Raw genomic sequence first — 18,513 nt, 5'->3', positions numbered from 1 at the left:
ATGCATTATATTTACTTTCTTTTTTCAATATCTAATACATAAGGAGCATGATCTTTATTCATCATTTTAAACAACGCTACGTTATATAATTTATGATCTAAAGAAGCAACATATGCATCAATAAGTGCACTTTCTTTTAAACCTTCTTCATGACCAATATAAACAACCAAATAAATATGTCCTAAAGGGTTCAATGCGATAAGAGCTTGTCGTAATGTGTTAAGAGTGACATCACTTTGAGTCGTGATGTGATGGTCACCTTGAGGTAGGTAACCTAAATTAAAAATACCCACATCAAAATGATCAACATAATTTAAAAAATGTTCATGGCTATCAAGATGTAAAAAAACATGACTTTGGTCTTTTACTAACTGCCTCGACGATACAAGCGCCTGTTCTTGAATATCAAAACTGTGAACAGTTTGACAATACTTTGCTAAAAATAATGTATCATGTCCATTCCCCATAGTAAAATCAATACCTATTGAATATTGATTTTGACTTATTCTTTGATGAACAAATTCAATCATTGACTCCATTTACATGCCTCCAATTTTCTTTTTTTATACCATATACAATTCCTACAAGATCAGCTAAAATCCACCCTATAACAATTGATATCCAAATCACTTCTTTACCCCATATTGGCGCAAATATATAAGACAATCCAACTCTTGTGCCTAAAGAAATCACAGTAAGGATAAGTGACATTTTCATTTTTCCAACACCACGATAGTATCCATATAATAAAAATAAGCATCCAATTCCAATATAACATGATCCCTCAATTCTTAAATAAGTCATGCCTATTTGAATAATATGACTATTTCCTGAAACAAATAAAGCCATAAGTTGATAAGAAAATAGACAAACTCCTAAACTTATAAAAACACAAAAAACAAAAGATAAAAGACTTGCTACATATAATCCTTGTTTAATTCTTGTTTCTTGTTTTGCTCCTTGATTTTGTGCTACAAAAGTAGAAAAAGCATTACCAAAATCTTGAACTGGCATATAAGCAAAACTATCTATTTTAACAGCCACACTAAAAGCAGACATCACATCAAGACCAAAACTATTGACTAATCCCTGAATCATTAAAATACCAAAATTCATAATTCCTTGTTGTAAACACGTCATTAATGAATAATCTTTTAATTTTTTAAAGATTTCTAAATCAAAATGAAAATGTTCTTTACCAGGCAAGATTTTTCTTTTAAAAAAGAAAACATAAAGCATTATCCCTAACGCACTCAATACTTGTGATATGACAGTCGCTATCGCTGCACCGGCTACTCCTTTTTTTAAAACCAAAACAAAAACTAGATCTAATACAATGTTACTGATTGTTGAAAGAGCTAAAAATAAAAGTGGCGTCTTAGAGTTTCCCAACGCTCTTAACAAAGCAGCAAAATAATTATAAATAAAAGTAAAAATAATACCTACAAAAATAATTTTTAAATAAAGATAAGTATCATGATAAATAGATTGTGGAATTTGTAACCAATTGAGTATGAAAGGAAGTAAAATAAAACATAGTAATTCTAAAACAAGAGATAATAAACCAATGGAAATAAAAGAAACAAAGAAAGAAACTTTCATTTGATTTTCTTTTCTAGCTCCAAAATACATTGAAAATAAAATACCACTCCCCATACACAATCCAATAATAATCGAAGTTAAAAAAGTCATCAGTGTATAACTTGAACCTACTGCTCCAATCGCACCGTTCCCTACAAACTTTCCTACAATATAAGTATCGACAATATTATAAAGTTGTTGTAGAAGATTACCTAAAATCATAGGGATGGAGAATAAAATAAGTGACGAAGCAATTTTATCTTTCGTTAAATCTCTTTCCATTAAAAACAATCCTTCCATATTGAAATTAACTTATCTAAAGAATAAGCAGCATTAGCTGGAGAAGTAGAAGGTAATTTATAAACAGGCTGTAAATAATGAAAATAACGTTGATAATAACGATAAGCTGTATTTCCATTAGTGATGATCTTTTCAATAGAACAATGTTGCATAATTAAATCTAAATCATTGACTTTAACATTTTCAATACTGGAATCACTTGATCCTTTAATATCACAACTGGCAATGACATCCCATAAAGCAATATGATTTCTAAGTAAAAATTGCTTTTTTTCATCAATTGTTTGAGGTACTTCTTCTTTAAAGATAGCTGCTAAGACTTTCCAAAAACGATTTTGTGGATGATGATAAAAGAATTTAGCTTCTCTTGATTTGACAGAAGGAAAAGACCCTAAAATCAATATTTTAGAATCTTGATTATAAACTGGCTCTATAGGGTGATTAATCATCGCTGGTTACCTCGTTAATGACTTGATCTAAGGAATCTAAAGTACAGTATGTTAAATCTAATATTTCTTGAGGATGTTGTACTAAATCAGGAATACAAATCACATCTATGTTGCCATTTACTGCAGCTAAAATTCCATTTTTACTATCTTCTAAAACCAATGCTTCTTGAGGCTTTACTTTTAAAGCATGACAAGCATCTAAAAAGATATCTGGTGCCGGTTTACCATGAACAATTTGGTCACCACCAACAATATAATCAAAGTATTCTAATACTTTAATTTCTTTTAGATTTTCAATAATTCTTGCTTTTCTTGTTGATGATGCTACCGCAGTTTTAATCTTTTCTTTTTTTAAATAATCTAATAAAGGAACTAATCCTTTTTTCATTTGTAAAGGATTCTCTTTATAATAATCCATTCTTCTTTTAACAGTTTCTTTTCTAATGATATCAAAAGGATAACCCTCACCAAAATAATCTTCTAAATAAGCTTTCGTATTCGCTAAATTTCTTCCTACTAAATCCAATGCTACCGATTCATCTAATGGATAACCATACTCTTGATGTACCTCTATATTTGTTTTTAATGCAATTCTTTCACTATCAATCATTAAACCATCCATATCAAAGATGACTGCTTTTTTCTTTAACATCCTTCCACCTCATTTACTCATTGCATTTATTTTATCATAGTTTAATTTCTTTTCAATGTACCCTCATTAATTCATGGCATAAAAAAAGATAATCTAAGATTATCTATTTTTCTAATAAGCCTTTAACATAATCTATTAAAGGTTGATCGGCATGATCTTGATATTCTTTAATAATATTAACAATGGCACTACCCACAATAACACCATCAGCATAACGATAAAAGTTTTGTACTTGTTTAGCCGTATTAATACCAAAGCCAATAGCTACCGGCGTATCTGTTACTTTTTTGATATGATCTATAATTTCTGGTAATGAATCAGAAAAATTAGATGAACTTCTCGTTCCTGTTACCCCCATTGAAGAAACAAGATAAATAAAACCTTTTGCTTCTCTAGCAATCATTTCTACTCTTTCTTTACTTGTTGGTGCAATCATCGAAATTAAAGTCACATCATATTTTGTACAAACTGAACTTACTTCTTTGCTTTCTTCATAAGGTAAATCAGGTAAGATAATACCATCAATGCCTACTTCTTGACATTTTTTAAAGAAACGATCATATCCATAATGGAATACAACATTTAAATAAGTCATAAAACATAAAGGAATTTGTGTTTTTTCTCTTACTTTTTTTACCATATTAAAGACATCATCAGTAGTCACTTTATTTTTTAATGCTCTTACATTAGCATCTTGAATAGTAGGTCCTTCAGCAATGGGATCACTAAAAGGAATTCCTATTTCAATCAAAGTCGCACCCGCTTTTTCTAAATCTAATATGTAATCTACTGTTTTATCAATAACTGGGTCCCCAGCTGTTAAAAAGGCAATAAATGCTTTATTTTGAAATGCTTGTTGTATTCTATTCATGAAGATCAATCCCCCTATATCTTGCGATGGCAGCAACATCTTTATCACCACGACCTGATAAACAAATAATTAAAATATCATCTTTATTCATCTTTGGCGCTATTTTCATAGCGTGTGCCACAGCATGGGCACTTTCAATGGCACAAATGATACCTTCTGTTTTAGCTAAATATTCAAAAGCATTTACTGCTTCATCATCGGTAACTGGTACATAACTTGCTCGACCAATATCATGTAAATGTGCATGTTCAGGACCAATGCCAGGATAATCTAATCCGGCTGAAATAGAATAAACTGGAGCAATTTGTCCATATTCATCTTGACAGAAATAAGACTTCATCCCATGAAAAACACCTAATGAACCGGTAGAAATTGTTGCTGCTGTTAAAGCTGTATCAACACCTTTTCCTGCTGCTTCACAACCAATTAAAGCCACATCTTTATCATTGATAAAATTATAGAACATACCCATTGCATTACTTCCACCACCAACACAAGCCATCACTGCTGTTGGTAATTTACCTTCATATTCAAGGATTTGTGCTCTTGCTTCTTTAGAAATGACACTTTGGAAATCTCTTACCATCATCGGAAAAGGATGAGGTCCCATAACAGAACCTAAGACATACATTGTGTCATCTACCCTTTTTGTCCATTCTCTCATGGTTTCATTTACAGCGTCTTTTAAAGTCATTGTTCCTGTTGTTACGGGATGAACTTTCGCACCTAATAATTCCATACGATAAACATTGAGTGCTTGACGATCTGTATCTTCTTTTCCCATAAAGATTTCACATTCTAAGTCTAATAAAGCAGCAGCTGTAGCTGTAGCTACTCCATGTTGCCCCGCTCCAGTTTCAGCAATAATTCTTGTTTTACCCATTTTTTTTGCCATTAAAGCTTGACCAAGAACATTATTAATTTTATGTGATCCAGTATGATTTAAATCTTCTCTTTTTAAATAGATTTTTGCACCACCTAAATCTTGAGTCATCTTTTTTGCATAATACAATAAAGAAGGTCTTCCTGCATATTCATTTAATAATTTTTGTAATTCTGCATTAAATTCGGGATCATTTTTATAAAACTCATAAGCATCTTCAATCTTATGAATCTCACTCATTAATGTTTCTGGTATATATTGTCCCCCGTGTATACCATATCTACCCTTTGTCATGTCTAATTCTCCTTATTAACTTTTCTATTTTCTTTTCATCTTTAACACCATTTGTTTCAACCCCGCTTGAAACATCAAGACTATAGACATTTTGTTTTAAAGCTTGATCAATATTATGATCATCAATTCCCCCTGCTAAAAATATTGGTTTATCTAATTGCTTAATCCACTTCCAATCAAATGTTTGACCACTACCTGCTTGTCTACTATCTAATAAATAATAATCAATATTTTGATAAGTCTCATATGAATTTTCATCTTTCATACAAATTGCTTTTATGATTGGCAAAGTTGTCTGTTTTTTTAATTCATTGATATAGTTTTGGTCTTCTTGACCATGTAATTGAATTAAATCAATAATATGTAAATTCGCAAGTGTTGTAATGTATTCAATGTCTTGATTTACAAAGACACCTACTGCTTTAATTTTTTGATTTAATTTAGCTTTTAATTGCTTTGCTTGAATTAAGTCAACTTGTCTTTTACTTGAAGCAAAAACAAAACCAATATAATCTGGAAGATAATGATTAACATAATCAATATCTTCCATTCTTTTTAAACCACAAATCTTAATCTTCACTTTCTAATCCTTTAAGAACATTTAAAGTATGTTGACGGTTATGTGATTTCATTAAAGTTTCACCAATTAAAACACCTTGTACTTGATGTGCTTCTAATTTTTCAATATCTTCTCTTGTTTTAATACCACTTTCTGATACAAAGATAACATCATCACTGACTGTATCTCTTAAATCAAAAGTAGTTTTTAAATCCACTGAGAAGTCTCTTAAATCACGGTTATTAACACCAATAATTTTAGCACCAACACGTAATGCTTTACGAATTTGCATTGTACTATGAGCTTCTACTAATGCTGACATTCCTAAATTATGAGCTAAATTAATACAACGCATTAAAGTAATTTCATCTAAAATACCTGTAATTAATAAAACGGCATCTGCTCCTAATAACTTAGCTTCATAAACCATATATTCATCTACAACAAAGTCTTTTCTTAATACTGGTACTTTTACTACTTTTTTAATTTCACTTAAGAAATCGTCATCACCTTTAAAATAGGTTGGTTCCGTTACAACTGAAATGGCATCAGCACCGATCATTTCATATTCTTTAGCAATCGCTTTATAATCAAAATGTGAAACGATTTGTCCTTTAGAAGGTGAATGTCTTTTTACTTCTAAAATATAAGACATCCCTTCTTTTTCTAATGCTTTTTTAAATGGGAATTGATTTGAAATAGGCATTTTAAATGCCTTTTCTTTTAATTCATAAATCGAATGGCGTTTTTTATTTTCTGCTACTCTTTCTTTTGTTGTTTCTACAATATCTTCTAATATCATAAATATATCTCCTTAGCTATTTGATTCTTGAATGAATTGTTCAAGTTTGTTTTTTGCACAATCATCATTAATCAATTTTCTAGCTAAGTCAATACCTTTTTCTAAATTTTCAGCTTTACCGCCAATATAAAGACCTGCACCGGCATTTAATAAAACAGCGTTCATCTTAGGTCCCGTTACACCATTTAATATATCTCTTGTAATTTGAGCATTTTCTTGAGGTGTTCCCCCTACTAAATCCTCTTTTTTACATCTTTCCATACCAAATTGTTCCGGTGTAATAGTATAAGTCTTATATGTTCCATGGTCCACTTCACAAACAAGAGTTGGCGCTGAAGCCGAGATTTCATCAAGACCGTCTGTTCCATGAACAACCATTGCTCTTTTTACTCCTAATTCACTTAATACATGAGCTAATGGTTCAACTAATGTTTCATCATATACTCCCATAACTTGAAGTGATGCCCCTGCTGGATTTGTAAGTGGTCCTAAAATATTAAAGATCGTACGGATTGAGAGTTCTTTTCTTATTGGCGCTACATACTTCATTGCTAAATGATAATTTTGAGCAAATAAGAAACAGATATTGATCTTGTCTAACAATTCTTTACTTTTTTGATTGTTCACATAAATATTGACACCTAATGCTTCTAAACAATCAGCTGCCCCACTTTTAGACGTGGCTGCACGATTACCATGTTTAGCTACTTTAACCCCACCACTGGCAATCACAATAGATGAAGTAGTAGAAATATTGAAAGAATTAGATGCATCGCCACCAGTTCCTACAATCTCTAAAACATCTTCATCATTAAGTAACTTGACACAGTGTTCTCTCATTCCTCGAGCACTTCCTACGATCTCATCAATCGTTTCCCCTTTCATGGAAAGTGCTGTTAAATAAGCTGATTTTTGAATATCTGAAGCTTGATCATCCATAATTTCATTCATACATTGATAAGCTTCTTGTAATGTTAAATCTTCTTTCTTTGTTAGTTTAATAATCGCTTCTTTAATCATTTTAATAACCCCCTAAAAAATTTTCTATCATCTGTTTACCCTCTTTACTTAAAAAAGATTCGGGATGAAACTGTAAACCATAAACCGGATAATGAATATGTTCAATTGCCATAATCTCATCATCATCACTTTTAGCAATGATTTTTAAACATGTTGGTAAATCTTTTTGTACGCCCGATAAAGAATGATAACGGGCGACTTGTGTTTTTGATGAAACCCCCTTAAAAATAGGACTCTGTTGATCTACATCAATCATTGATGTTTTACCATGCATAATTTTTTTAGCATAACTCACTGTACCCCCAAAACTTTCAATAATAGCTTGATGTCCTAAACAAACTCCTAATATTGGTATTTCTTGATAAAATGTTTGAATAACATCTTCAATAATACCTGCTTCACTTGGTCTACCAGGACCAGGTGAAATAATAAGATGACTTGGCTTTAACTGTCGAATCTGTTCTAATGTTATTTCATCATTTCTTACAACTTGAATATCTTGATTAATACTACCAATTAATTGATATAAGTTATAAGCAAAACTATCATAATTATCAATTAATAAAATCATGAATCAATTCCCCCATTTGCTTGTTTTAGTGCTTCTATCACGGCCCCAGCTTTATTCAAGCATTCTTGATATTCATTTTCTGGAACACTGTCATAAACAATACCTGCACCACTACAAACACTGACACATTCATTACGTTTATAAGCAAAACGAATACCAATGCATAAATCCATATTTCCAGTAAAATCAAGATAACCAATCGCTCCACCATAAATACCTCGACGACAATTTTCTAATTCATGGATGATTTGACACGCTCTAATTTTAGGTGCTCCCGATAACGTTCCTGCTGGTAAAATAGCATCTACTGTATCAATCGCATCTAAATCATCTTTAATTGTTCCACTTACAACACTAGCAAGATGGATCACTTTAGAAAATTTAAGCACATCTAGATAACGGTCAACCTTTACAGTAGAGAACTGACTAATACGTGACATATCATTTCTTGATAAATCAACCAACATATTATGTTCTGCTAATTCTTTTTGATCATGTAGTAAATCGGTTATTAATTCCTGATCTTCTTTTTCATCCTTTCCTCTTTTTCTACTTCCAGCAATTGGAAAAGTTGTTAGAGAAGAACCTTGTTTTTTTATTAATGTTTCTGGAGAAGCTCCTGCTACTTCTAAATGATCACTAGAAAAATAAAACATGTAAGGTGAAGGATTCGTTGTTCTTAAAACACGATAAGTATCGAATAATGAACCTGTCGCTTTAACATTAACACGATTAGATAAAACAACCTGGAAAACATCTCCCTCTTTAATATAGTGTTTTCCTTTTTCTACCATCTTACAATATTCTTCTTTTGAAAGAACCGGTTCAAAATCACCTTGTAGTTTAAGTGGTGGAATGATTGTTTTTATATTTTTCTTAATCAATCTTTCTAATACATCTAGTTCCTTAATGGCTTGATAGTATTCTTCATGTAGATTCTTAATAGGACAATTAACAATTAAAATAATTTTTTGACGATAATGATCAAAACAAATGACTTTATCAAATAACATTAAATCTAAATCATTTAAATGATCGTTATCTTCTAATTGACATTCAACTGAAGGCTCACTATATCCAAAATAATCAAAACTAAAGTATCCTACTAATCCCCCTGTAAAAGATGGAAAACCATCTAATTGAATACTTTGATATTGTTTTAAAATGTCTTTTAAAACAGTTTGTGGATTTTGATTATGAATAATTTGTTGATTCATCCTTATTGTATGATGATCACATGTTATCTCCATTTTAGGTTCATACCCTAAAAATGTATATCTTCCCCATTTTTCTTTATCTTCATGACTTTCTAAAATAAAGACATGTTTAGATAATTGCTTTAATTTCCTCATTAACTCAATTGGTGTTAATAAGTCACTATAAATTTCTTTTTTTATTGGCACATATTGATATGGCCTTAAATCCATTTCATTTAACTGTTCAAGTGTCGGATAATACATCATATTCCCCCTTTATATGCAAAAAACCGTCCTGAAAGAATAAATCTTTCAAGGACGGTATATATCATATCCGCGGTGCCACCTTGATTCATGATAAATCATGCACTTTGCTAGATGCTATCACATCTACGACTACTGACGTAAGCCTCACGTCAAAGAATACTCAGCTATTGCTTTTCACTTTGCCCTCTGTGGTCCATTTAATAGGCTGCGTTCTGCTTGCTTCCACCATCCAAGCTCTCTATAAGTGCACGATCTATTTTTATCTCCACTTCATCGGTTTTGTTGTATACATTGTATACAATACATGATTTCATGTCAATTCATTGATGAAATGTTTTTTATAAAAACATTTCATCCTCCTGTTTAATTTCATCTAATAAAATAGATTGACCTTGACGTTTAAATTTCCAGTATTCAATAAATATATCCGTATTCTTTTCTATTACCCGTTGATTTTCATCAATCATGTGATCATCCATTTTTCCTTCAATGTAAACCCAAAAATAATCTTCATCATCATTTTTACTATCATATAAATTAATAACATCTTGCTCAATTAAACGAATATTTTTTAAAATATTACGTTTTCCTTGATATTCATACCAATTTAATTTTGTTGTCCAGGCATCTAACAAATCCGGTGTTAAATATTTCTTTAACGTCTCTATATCTTGATTTGACCACGCCTCTTGTATCTTATAATAACTTTCTTTTACTGCTTTTTTTATTCGTTCATTATTCCAAAATTCATCTTGGTCATCTAGCGTTTGCATTTGCTTTTTTAATTGCCAATGTGCCTCTTTAGCTTTTATTCTTGAATAATAACGTTTTACTTGCAAAACAAAGTAAGTAAAACCTATAAAGCTTACTATTGATATAATGGAAGAATACGGACCTTCTTGACCAGTATGATCATAATGAGAATATGATGTACTAGAACTTCCACCCGATGATCCAGATCCACCACCACTACTACCGCCACCTGCTCTTGCTTCAATAGATACTAACGAAAAATTCAACACACAAAAGATAGATAAGATAATTAATAATTTCTTTAACATCGTTTTAAATAAAATACTGATTATTTTTTGGCTCTTTGAGTTTTTGATTAAAGCCTACAATAAATTCTTGATATTTTGCATTATGATCCAAATTTTTGGCGTGAACTGGACATTTCTTTAAACAACGGAAACAAGCTAAACAGCGATTTTCATCAATTGTTTTACAATCATCACTTATAGCATGAACGGGGCAATGATTGACACATTTTCCACAATGAATACATTGTTCATTAGTTTCAGGGTAAAAATGCCCTGCTTGACCACCTTGGCGAAAAGGATAACTTCCTGGTATGGATACAAATGAAAAATGATCATTTTTTATTTTATCTTGGACTAAACTACCAAAAAGTTCATCATTGTTTAAATCTGTTTGATGCGGTCTTCCCACTTGAATTTGACCATAAGTATGTTCTCCTATCAATGCTGCTGCGCCAACAGGAATAAAACCTCTTTTTTTAACTTCCATAAATAATTCTAATAAGGCATCATCATAATCACGATTACCATAGGTTACACTAATAATACATGGTGTATGGTCTCCATGGATGTGTTTTAGTCTTTCCAATCCAACATGAACAACACGTCCCCCATAAACCGGAAAGCCAAAAACAACAACATCATGACGATAAAAATGATATTCTTGATTATTTTCAAGCGTTAAATCTATTTCTTGCAATTTACCTTCCAACCCTCTAGCAATAGAAATAGCTGATTTTTTTGAGCCATCAGTAGGTGAAAAAAAGACAGCATATGTACTTGTTATTTTCATATTTGTACCTCCACATCTTAACTAATAATTATACGCCAAATAAAATGAGGTACCACTTTTTAATAATTCATTATCAAATAAATAAAAATAGGGCATTAGCCCTATTCTTGACTTTCATTGATAATACGATGGCTTGCAAGATATGTCATCATGAAGTAACCACCATAGACAATCACAATAAAAATAATTGTAATAAAGATATGATCTAAGGCATTAATATGCACCATCTCTTCAATAATCTTATTAATTTCTTTTAAACCTACAATACTATGAATAATCGCTACAACTAAAGGAAACATAAAACTTAATCCTATTTGATAGAATAAACTACGATTCATCATAGATGAACTTGCTCCTAATTGATTTAAAATATGATAACGATGTTTATTATCTGTCGCATTAGATAATTGTTCAATGGCTAAAACTGTTCCACTAGCAATCGCAAAGATAATACCTAAATACAAGGCAATAAATGTAAAGAGTACAGATTGTTCAACACTGGATTCTTTTAAAGTACTTCTTGTTAGATAACTCACTTCTAAGCCATTATTTTTAATATATTCATGTATAGATTGATGAAACTGATCATAAGTCTTTTCACTTTGATTTATTAAATTACCACTGATGATCGTCATCATAGCAGGTTGACTAAGATGATTGATCACTTCATCATTAACAATTAAAGTTCCAGTATTTCCATTACCTAATGTCTCTAAGGAAATGTTTTTTACCTTTTTCGTATGTGAATGTAATTTTAAGTTTTGAACACTAACTTCATTATTTCCTTTTAAAAACTGATTGAAAGTGCTGATTGCAGAGGGATTATTCGCTGTTAATAAATATTCTTGTTGATTAAGATGAACTTGTTGTTTTTCTAAGTTTTGTAATTTTAAAATTTGATTATAGTCACTTTGTTTAATGATTTGTACTGGTTGACTTTTTATATAGTTAAAATCAGCATATTGATTTGTTTTATCAGTTATAATTTGATTATAACAAAAATCAGGTACTGTGTAATGACGATAACAAGTGTCCTCTTTTACAAGTTTTTGATATACTTTATTATTTAAAATTTGTTGTTCTCTGGCATTATTATCCAATATTGCAATAGAATAATCAAAAGGACTATTTTGATCAAACATTTCATTATAAGCATTAACTAATGATAAAGAAGCTGAAAGAATCCCAATTGTAAGTAACAACATTAAAGAAATAACGGTCATTGAAACAACATGTGTATTAATTTTATTATTAACTTGTTTTAAAACAAAAATATTAAGTCCTTTATAGTAAGATTTTTTATTTAACTGAACAATCTTCAACAAGAATCCTGCTACTGATAAAAAGAAGAAGAATGTTCCTACAGAACCAAGAATAAGCATTTTAGCCATTCTTGAATCAAACTGAATCAAAGCTCCATGATATAACAAATAATAAGCATAGCCAATACAAACAAGAGAGAGTATAAAAATAATAAAATTAACCCAGCTATTTTTAATCTTTACTTTTTCATTTTCTAAATGAGCATGTAATAAATCAATAAGTTGACAACGTTGTAAAGTAAAAACATTAAAAATCATCACAACTAAATAAATTAAACCAAAATTTTTGATTGTTGAAATTAAAGCTTTTAAAGAAAATACAAAGTTAAATTGACTCATATTGGCTTCAAACATCTTAGCAGTAAAAATAGAAACTAACTGAGATAACCCTACTCCTGCTAAAAGACCAATTCCTAGTGAAGTCATTCCTACAATTAATGTTTCTAAAACAAAGATCATAGATACTCTTGTTTTAGACATACCAAGTGTAAGATAAATTCCAATCTCTTTTTTTCTTCTTTTAATAATAAAGTTATTGGCATAAACAACTAAAAAGCCTAGCACAATAGCCACAAAAACAGAAATATATTCCATTAATTTAATTACAATCGTTACCATTTCTTGTTTTGACTTAGATAAAGTCATCATAGCTGTTTGACCATCAAGAGAATTAAAAATATAAAAGATAGCAACAGCAATAACTAAAGTAACAAAATATACTGAGTAATCTTTCATACTCTTTTTAATATTCTTTAAAGCTAAACTAAATGTCTTCATTTAGTTCACCACCTAATAATGTTTGAATATCCATAATTTCATTAAAGAACTGTTTTCTTGTTTTATCACCTTTTTTGATTTCATTAAAGATTTGACCATCTTTAATAAAGATAACTCTTTGGCTATAACTTGCTGTAAAGGCATCATGTGTAACCATTAAAATAGTTGCATTAAGCTGTTCATTTAAAACTTCTAAACATTCTAATAACATTCTCGCTGAACGACTATCTAATGCTCCCGTTGGTTCATCAGCAAGAATTAAAGAAGGTTTCGTGACCATGGCTCTAGCACAAGCAACACGTTGTTTTTGACCACCTGATAATTCATAAGGATATTTTTGTAGGACTTGATCAATACCAAGTGCTGATGCAATATCATGAACTCGTCGATCAATATCTTTATAATTGACTTTTTGAATAGTTAACGCTAAGGCAATATTTTCAAAAGCAGTTAATGTATCCAACAAATTAAAATCTTGAAAAATAAAACCTATTTCTTCTCTTCTTAATTGATTTAATCTTTTTCCTTTTAATTTTGTAATATCAACATTATTTAAAAAGATATGACCACTGGTAACCCGATCAATAGTAGAAATACAATTAAGTAATGTTGATTTTCCACTACCACTTGCTCCCATAATAGAAACATATTCACCATCATTTACATCAAAAGAAATATGATTAATTGCTTTTGTCATATTACTTTTATTTCCATAATACTTTTCTATATCTTGAATTCTTAATCTTTTTTCCATTTCCTTCACCTCACCTTCCATTATAGTGATATCTATTATTTAAACCATTGAATAAAATAACATAACCTTACATTATTGTAAGGTTACAAAAGAACTCATAGGTATAACGATAGAAACCGTCGTTTTATCTTGAGTAGATGTTATATAAATATCATGATACATCTTAATACATAGTTGTTTACAAATATATAATCCCATACCGGTACTTTTTTTATTTGTTCTGCCATTACTTCCAGTAAAGCCTTTATCAAAGACTCTTGATAATTCATCTTCTTTAATACCTATCCCATTATCTTTAATAGTTAAGGTAACACTATTGTCTGATTGAATAGCCTGAATAGTAAGTTTAGGATCTTGTTTAAAATACTGTAAAGCATTATGTATAATTTGATCAAGAATATAAACTAGCCACTTTTTATCACTATACACTGTATAATCAAGTTTTTCTAATTGACAAGAAACATGTTTTTCAATTAAAGCTTTTTTATTTTTCTTAATAGCTTCATAAACAATTTTTTTTAAAGAAACAGCTTTGATTAAATAATCTTTTTCAACATTTTCACTTCTTACAAAATATAAAACCTGTTCAACATAGTGATCAATTTGATCTAGTTCTTCTTTAATACTTTCATTAATTTGAGTAGGATGATTTTCTAAAACAATAAAAGAAGTAGAAAGTGGCGTTTTGACTTCATGAACCCACATTTCTATATATTCTTTCCAAGCTTTTTGTTTCTCTAAAGATAAATTTAAATGTTCTTTCATTGATTTATTAATATCATATAAATATTCTAATAATAGTTTTCCTTCCAAAAAATGAGGGTGATAAGCCATTCCGGTAATAAGATATTTTTCATCTAATCTTGATAAGTCTTGTTCAAAGCGATGATAAAAAGAACATTTACGCCGATATTCATAAACAATAATAATGCTAATAAATACAAAGATCAAAGATGGTAAAAAGTAAATGATAAATAAAGGACATTGAAATACCCATAAAATGATAATAAGTAAACTAAGCATAAAAAAGCAAAGAAATAAACTGAAACTATGATCTTTTAAATAATTCTTGAATGTCATGATATTAAATATCCTTGTCCTCTTTTTGTTTTAATCATCTCTTTATAGCCTAGTTCATCTAATTTATGTCGTAAACGATTAATATTAACTGTTAGGGTATTATCATCAACAAACATATCACTATCCCATAAATAGTTAATAATCGCCTCTCGTGATTGAATTTGTCCTTGATGCATCAATAAAAAATGAAGTATCTTTAATTCATTTTTTGATAATTCTATTACTTGTTGACCTTTAATCATCATACTTTTAGATAAATCAACAATTAAATCAAGATAACGAATTGTATTAAGATGCATTGTACGATCTAATATTTTTTGTATTCGTGCTAATAAAATAAGTGGATTATAGGGTTTAACAACAAAATCATCAGCCCCATAATGTAAGCAAAGTAATTCATTCATTTCATTATTTTGACTTGTAATAATAACAATCGGTGTTGCCTTTTTTTGATGATAATTCTTACATAAATCTTGTCCACTTACTTCCGGTAAATTTAAATCTAACAATATGAGATCACCTTGAAATTGTAACATTTGTTTTTCTACTTGATGAAAATCTGTAATCTTTTCTACTTCATAATGATTATTTTGTAAAAATAAAGAAAGTTCATCAGCCATCTTCGTTTCATCTTCTACAATCAGTATTTTTGCCATCTTATCGCCCCTTTTCCATTTATATTATATTCTACAAAACGATGTTTTTGTAAAAAAAGGAGATAGCGAAACTAATTATCTCCATAATGATAGCGACAAGATAAAATATATACATTATCATCATCTATTTTATAAACCAATCTGTCAGTATCATTTATTCTCCTACTCCAAAATCCAGAAAGATTTCCTTTTAAACCTTCAGGTTTACCAATGCCAGTATTACCATTTCTCATTATATTATCAATAAGCTTGTTAATACGTTTCAATGTTTTCCTATCTTCTGTTTGCCAATAAGTATAGTCCTTCCACCCATTTATAGTAAAAACTATTTTCATAATTCTAAATCCTTAATATCTTTATCAATCGTTTTTCCAGATTCCAATTGACTTTTAGATTCCATTAACCAGTCATAATTTTTCTTATTTTGTGTAAGATAACTATTTTCAATCAAATTATTATATGTTTCTTCACTCATCATAACAATATTATTTCCATTCTTTCTTGTGACAACTATTGTTTCAATAGAATCTGTAATAATATCAAAATACTTTTTCATTGAACTTCTTAATGTACTGTAATTGATTGCTAACATATCTATCACTCCTTTTGTATATTAATTATAACGTACAATATATTGTACGTCAATTATTTATAATTTATACATATATTATTAACTTATATTTAAAAACAAAAAAAGAGGAGTGTAATTTCTTTACGCTCCTTGTAAAACATCATCTAAATTTCTAATGGCTGCAACAGCATCCCAGAAAATATGATTATCACCAAATTCTTCAATAAAATGAACACGTTCAAATTGAGTTCGCACATTTTTTTGTAAACCACTAAGATAAAGAATTGTATTATGTTCTTTACATAATTGAACAACTTCTTTTATTTCATGAATACCTGAATCATCAATGGAAGGTACACCTCTCATAGATAAAACAATGGCTTGGCTATCGCCAATAATTTCTTCTATTTGTTTTTTCAATTGTCCTTGATTACCGAAGAATAAAGGACCTGCTAAATAAATAACACGTGTTCCTTTATGATGATGATTTAAATGATCAATGCGATCAACCGCCACTTCAGACATATCAATACTTAACTGGGTATTATTTAAAACAAATAAGACCATCGCTAATAATACTCCTACAATAATCGCAACTGTTAAATCAAATACAACAGTAGCCACCATCGTAAGTAAGAATTGGCAAATTGGTGTCTTAACACGATGAGTAAACATTTCTTTGATTTCATCCCATTCATTCATACGCCATGCAGTTACAACTAATACACCAGCTAACGCACATAAAGGAATTTTAGCCATAAATGGTCCTAAAATAAACATCGCTAATAATAAAGTAATCGCATGGAAAACACTCACTAAACGAGTTACCCCACCAGCTTTAATCGCTACCGATGTTCTTGCTATAGCTGCTGTAGCTGGTACACCACCAAAAAAAGGAATAATCATATTTCCAACACCTTGAGCAAATAATTCTTGATCTGCATCTAAAGGTTCATTTTTCATCTTACCAGCACTGGCTCCACATAATAAGGATTCAATCATTCCTAATGTAGCAATTGAAAAAGCCGGCATGACAAACTGCGAAATATTTTTCCAATCTATGGCCATAATATTTAAACGTTGATCTAAAAATAATGTTGATGGAATTTTTCCTACTGTTGCAATATCAAAATGAAAAATCAAATTAGCCACTAAGGCAAGAACAATCATCACTAATGAAGACGGACAATATTGAGCCCATTTTTTAGGATAAACAATCATTCCTATAACAACAAATAAACCAATCAATACAGCCGTCATATTAGGTGTAAAACGGCCATCGAAATAAGACGCTAATTTTTCTAAAGTTGAAGTACCACTAGAAGTCACTCCAAAGAAGTTATTAATTTGCTGTGTCAATATTAAGATTGCTATTCCACTTGTAAAACCAGTAATAACACTCGTAGGAATAAAAGATACTACTTTTCCAAACTTAAATAAAGAAGCAATAAGTAACATCACCCCACTTAAAAAACTAGCAATAAAAACCCCTTGTAAACCATAAGCTTGTGACAAACCAATTAAAATGGCAGACATCGCTCCCGTCGGTCCACTAATTTGATAACTTGCGCCAGATAAAGTTCCAATTAAAAGTCCAGCAATAATGGCTGTCATTAATCCTGCCGCACCATCGGCACCACTACTTACTCCAAAAGCGAGCGCTAATGGTAAAGCCACAGCAGCAACTGTAAGTCCAGCCATAATATCTTTCATTAACTTTTGGCCAGAATAATCCTTAAACTCTCTCTTTAATAATTGAATATAATTTTTTAACATAAGTCCCCCTCAAAAACTAACAAATCTATTATATTAAAAAATAAAATCAATGCAAGAAAAAAAGGTCCATTCGGACCTTATCTATATAAACAAATCAAAACGAATAAATTCTTTAAAATGTGTCAGAAGTGTAAAGGGAAGAATCAATCCGTTTCTCCTTGGAGATTACGTAAATCATTATAATTTTCTTCCCCTTAAAGTCAATAAAACTTATACAAATTCATTTATGTAAAGGGGTTACTTTGTAAAAAAATAAAAAATATTGATAAAATGGGCTATTTTTAGGATATATAAAATAAAAG

The 18,513-nt window shown here is 30.0% G+C and carries 20 protein-coding genes and 1 other annotated feature; all 20 genes read right to left on the bottom strand.

Annotated features, from left to right (window positions below; genetic code table 11):
* Positions 1-11 precede the first annotated feature (11 nt).
* The 20 genes from DW911_RS03340 to DW911_RS03245 all read right to left on the bottom strand — a co-directional run bounded on the left by DW911_RS03340 (position 12) and on the right by DW911_RS03245 (position 18,211).
* Complete coding sequence (locus DW911_RS03340) at positions 12-539, bottom strand: tRNA (mnm(5)s(2)U34)-methyltransferase (RefSeq protein WP_118431624.1); 528 nt, start codon at positions 537-539, stop codon at positions 12-14.
* Positions 523-1,863 carry an MATE family efflux transporter gene (locus DW911_RS03335; protein WP_118431626.1) on the bottom strand — a complete coding sequence of 447 codons (1,341 nt, stop codon included), beginning with the start codon at positions 1,861-1,863 and terminating at the stop codon, positions 523-525. Before DW911_RS03335 ends, DW911_RS03340 begins: the two co-directional genes overlap by 17 nt.
* Positions 1,863-2,330, bottom strand: a complete 468-nt coding sequence (locus tag DW911_RS03330; protein ID WP_118431628.1) for a DNA-deoxyinosine glycosylase — start codon at positions 2,328-2,330, stop codon at positions 1,863-1,865. The genes DW911_RS03335 and DW911_RS03330 overlap by 1 nt, the downstream gene beginning before the upstream one ends.
* Positions 2,323-2,982, bottom strand: coding sequence for an HAD family hydrolase (locus DW911_RS03325; protein ID WP_118431630.1), 660 nt, complete (start codon positions 2,980-2,982; stop codon positions 2,323-2,325). Before DW911_RS03325 ends, DW911_RS03330 begins: the two co-directional genes overlap by 8 nt.
* A 103-nt stretch (positions 2,983-3,085) precedes the next feature.
* On the bottom strand, positions 3,086-3,853 hold the full coding sequence (trpA, locus tag DW911_RS03320; protein ID WP_118431632.1) for a tryptophan synthase subunit alpha: 768 nt from the start codon (positions 3,851-3,853) through the stop codon (positions 3,086-3,088).
* Entirely contained in the window at positions 3,846-5,030 is a 1,185-nt protein-coding gene (trpB, locus tag DW911_RS03315) for a tryptophan synthase subunit beta (RefSeq protein ID WP_118607464.1), read from the bottom strand. The genes trpA and trpB overlap by 8 nt, the downstream gene beginning before the upstream one ends.
* Positions 5,017-5,610 (bottom strand): phosphoribosylanthranilate isomerase, encoded by a 594-nt coding sequence (locus tag DW911_RS03310; RefSeq protein WP_118607463.1) that lies wholly within the window; start codon positions 5,608-5,610, stop codon positions 5,017-5,019. Before DW911_RS03310 ends, trpB begins: the two co-directional genes overlap by 14 nt.
* Positions 5,600-6,391, bottom strand: a complete 792-nt coding sequence (gene trpC, locus DW911_RS03305) for an indole-3-glycerol phosphate synthase TrpC (RefSeq protein ID WP_118431638.1) — start codon at positions 6,389-6,391, stop codon at positions 5,600-5,602. Before trpC ends, DW911_RS03310 begins: the two co-directional genes overlap by 11 nt.
* Before the next feature lie 12 nt (positions 6,392-6,403).
* Positions 6,404-7,411 (bottom strand): anthranilate phosphoribosyltransferase, encoded by a 1,008-nt coding sequence (gene trpD, locus DW911_RS03300; RefSeq protein WP_118431640.1) that lies wholly within the window; start codon positions 7,409-7,411, stop codon positions 6,404-6,406.
* A gap of 1 nt (position 7,412) precedes the next feature.
* Positions 7,413-7,982, bottom strand: a complete 570-nt coding sequence (locus DW911_RS03295) for an anthranilate synthase component II (RefSeq protein WP_118431642.1) — start codon at positions 7,980-7,982, stop codon at positions 7,413-7,415.
* Positions 7,979-9,442, bottom strand: coding sequence for an anthranilate synthase component I family protein (locus DW911_RS03290; RefSeq protein ID WP_118607462.1), 1,464 nt, complete (start codon positions 9,440-9,442; stop codon positions 7,979-7,981). Before DW911_RS03290 ends, DW911_RS03295 begins: the two co-directional genes overlap by 4 nt.
* A gap of 47 nt (positions 9,443-9,489) precedes the next feature.
* Positions 9,490-9,728, bottom strand: a binding site (T-box leader).
* Positions 9,729-9,783: 55 nt separating this feature from the next.
* Positions 9,784-10,506 carry a Tim44 domain-containing protein gene (locus DW911_RS03285; RefSeq protein ID WP_118607461.1) on the bottom strand — a complete coding sequence of 241 codons (723 nt, stop codon included), beginning with the start codon at positions 10,504-10,506 and terminating at the stop codon, positions 9,784-9,786.
* 4 nt (positions 10,507-10,510) lie between these two features.
* Complete coding sequence (locus DW911_RS03280) at positions 10,511-11,275, bottom strand: 4Fe-4S binding protein (protein ID WP_118607460.1); 765 nt, start codon at positions 11,273-11,275, stop codon at positions 10,511-10,513.
* 101 nt (positions 11,276-11,376) lie between these two features.
* On the bottom strand, positions 11,377-13,374 hold the full coding sequence (locus tag DW911_RS03275; protein WP_118607459.1) for an ABC transporter permease: 1,998 nt from the start codon (positions 13,372-13,374) through the stop codon (positions 11,377-11,379).
* Positions 13,361-14,128: an ABC transporter ATP-binding protein gene (locus DW911_RS03270; protein WP_118431652.1), complete on the bottom strand. Its 768-nt coding sequence runs from the start codon at positions 14,126-14,128 to the stop codon at positions 13,361-13,363. The genes DW911_RS03275 and DW911_RS03270 overlap by 14 nt, the downstream gene beginning before the upstream one ends.
* A 72-nt stretch (positions 14,129-14,200) precedes the next feature.
* Complete coding sequence (locus DW911_RS03265) at positions 14,201-15,208, bottom strand: sensor histidine kinase (RefSeq protein ID WP_118431654.1); 1,008 nt, start codon at positions 15,206-15,208, stop codon at positions 14,201-14,203.
* On the bottom strand, positions 15,205-15,864 hold the full coding sequence (locus DW911_RS03260) for a response regulator transcription factor (RefSeq protein WP_118431656.1): 660 nt from the start codon (positions 15,862-15,864) through the stop codon (positions 15,205-15,207). Before DW911_RS03260 ends, DW911_RS03265 begins: the two co-directional genes overlap by 4 nt.
* Positions 15,865-15,935: 71 nt before the next feature.
* The gene (locus tag DW911_RS03255; RefSeq protein ID WP_118431658.1) at positions 15,936-16,199 is read right to left on the bottom strand and encodes a Txe/YoeB family addiction module toxin; all 264 of its coding nucleotides are present in this window, start codon (positions 16,197-16,199) and stop codon (positions 15,936-15,938) included.
* Entirely contained in the window at positions 16,196-16,456 is a 261-nt protein-coding gene (locus DW911_RS03250) for a type II toxin-antitoxin system Phd/YefM family antitoxin (protein WP_118431660.1), read from the bottom strand. The genes DW911_RS03255 and DW911_RS03250 overlap by 4 nt, the downstream gene beginning before the upstream one ends.
* 120 nt (positions 16,457-16,576) lie before the next feature.
* The gene (locus DW911_RS03245; protein ID WP_118431662.1) at positions 16,577-18,211 is read right to left on the bottom strand and encodes a SulP family inorganic anion transporter; all 1,635 of its coding nucleotides are present in this window, start codon (positions 18,209-18,211) and stop codon (positions 16,577-16,579) included.
* Positions 18,212-18,513: the final 302 nt, after the last annotated feature.

It is taken from the genome of Erysipelatoclostridium sp. AM42-17 (assembly GCF_003480255.1).
In the GTDB taxonomy this organism is placed as follows: domain Bacteria; phylum Bacillota_I; class Bacilli_A; order Erysipelotrichales; family Coprobacillaceae; genus Faecalibacillus.
Note: the sequence above shows the minus strand (reverse complement) of the source record. Positions and strands in the feature narration are given on the sequence as shown.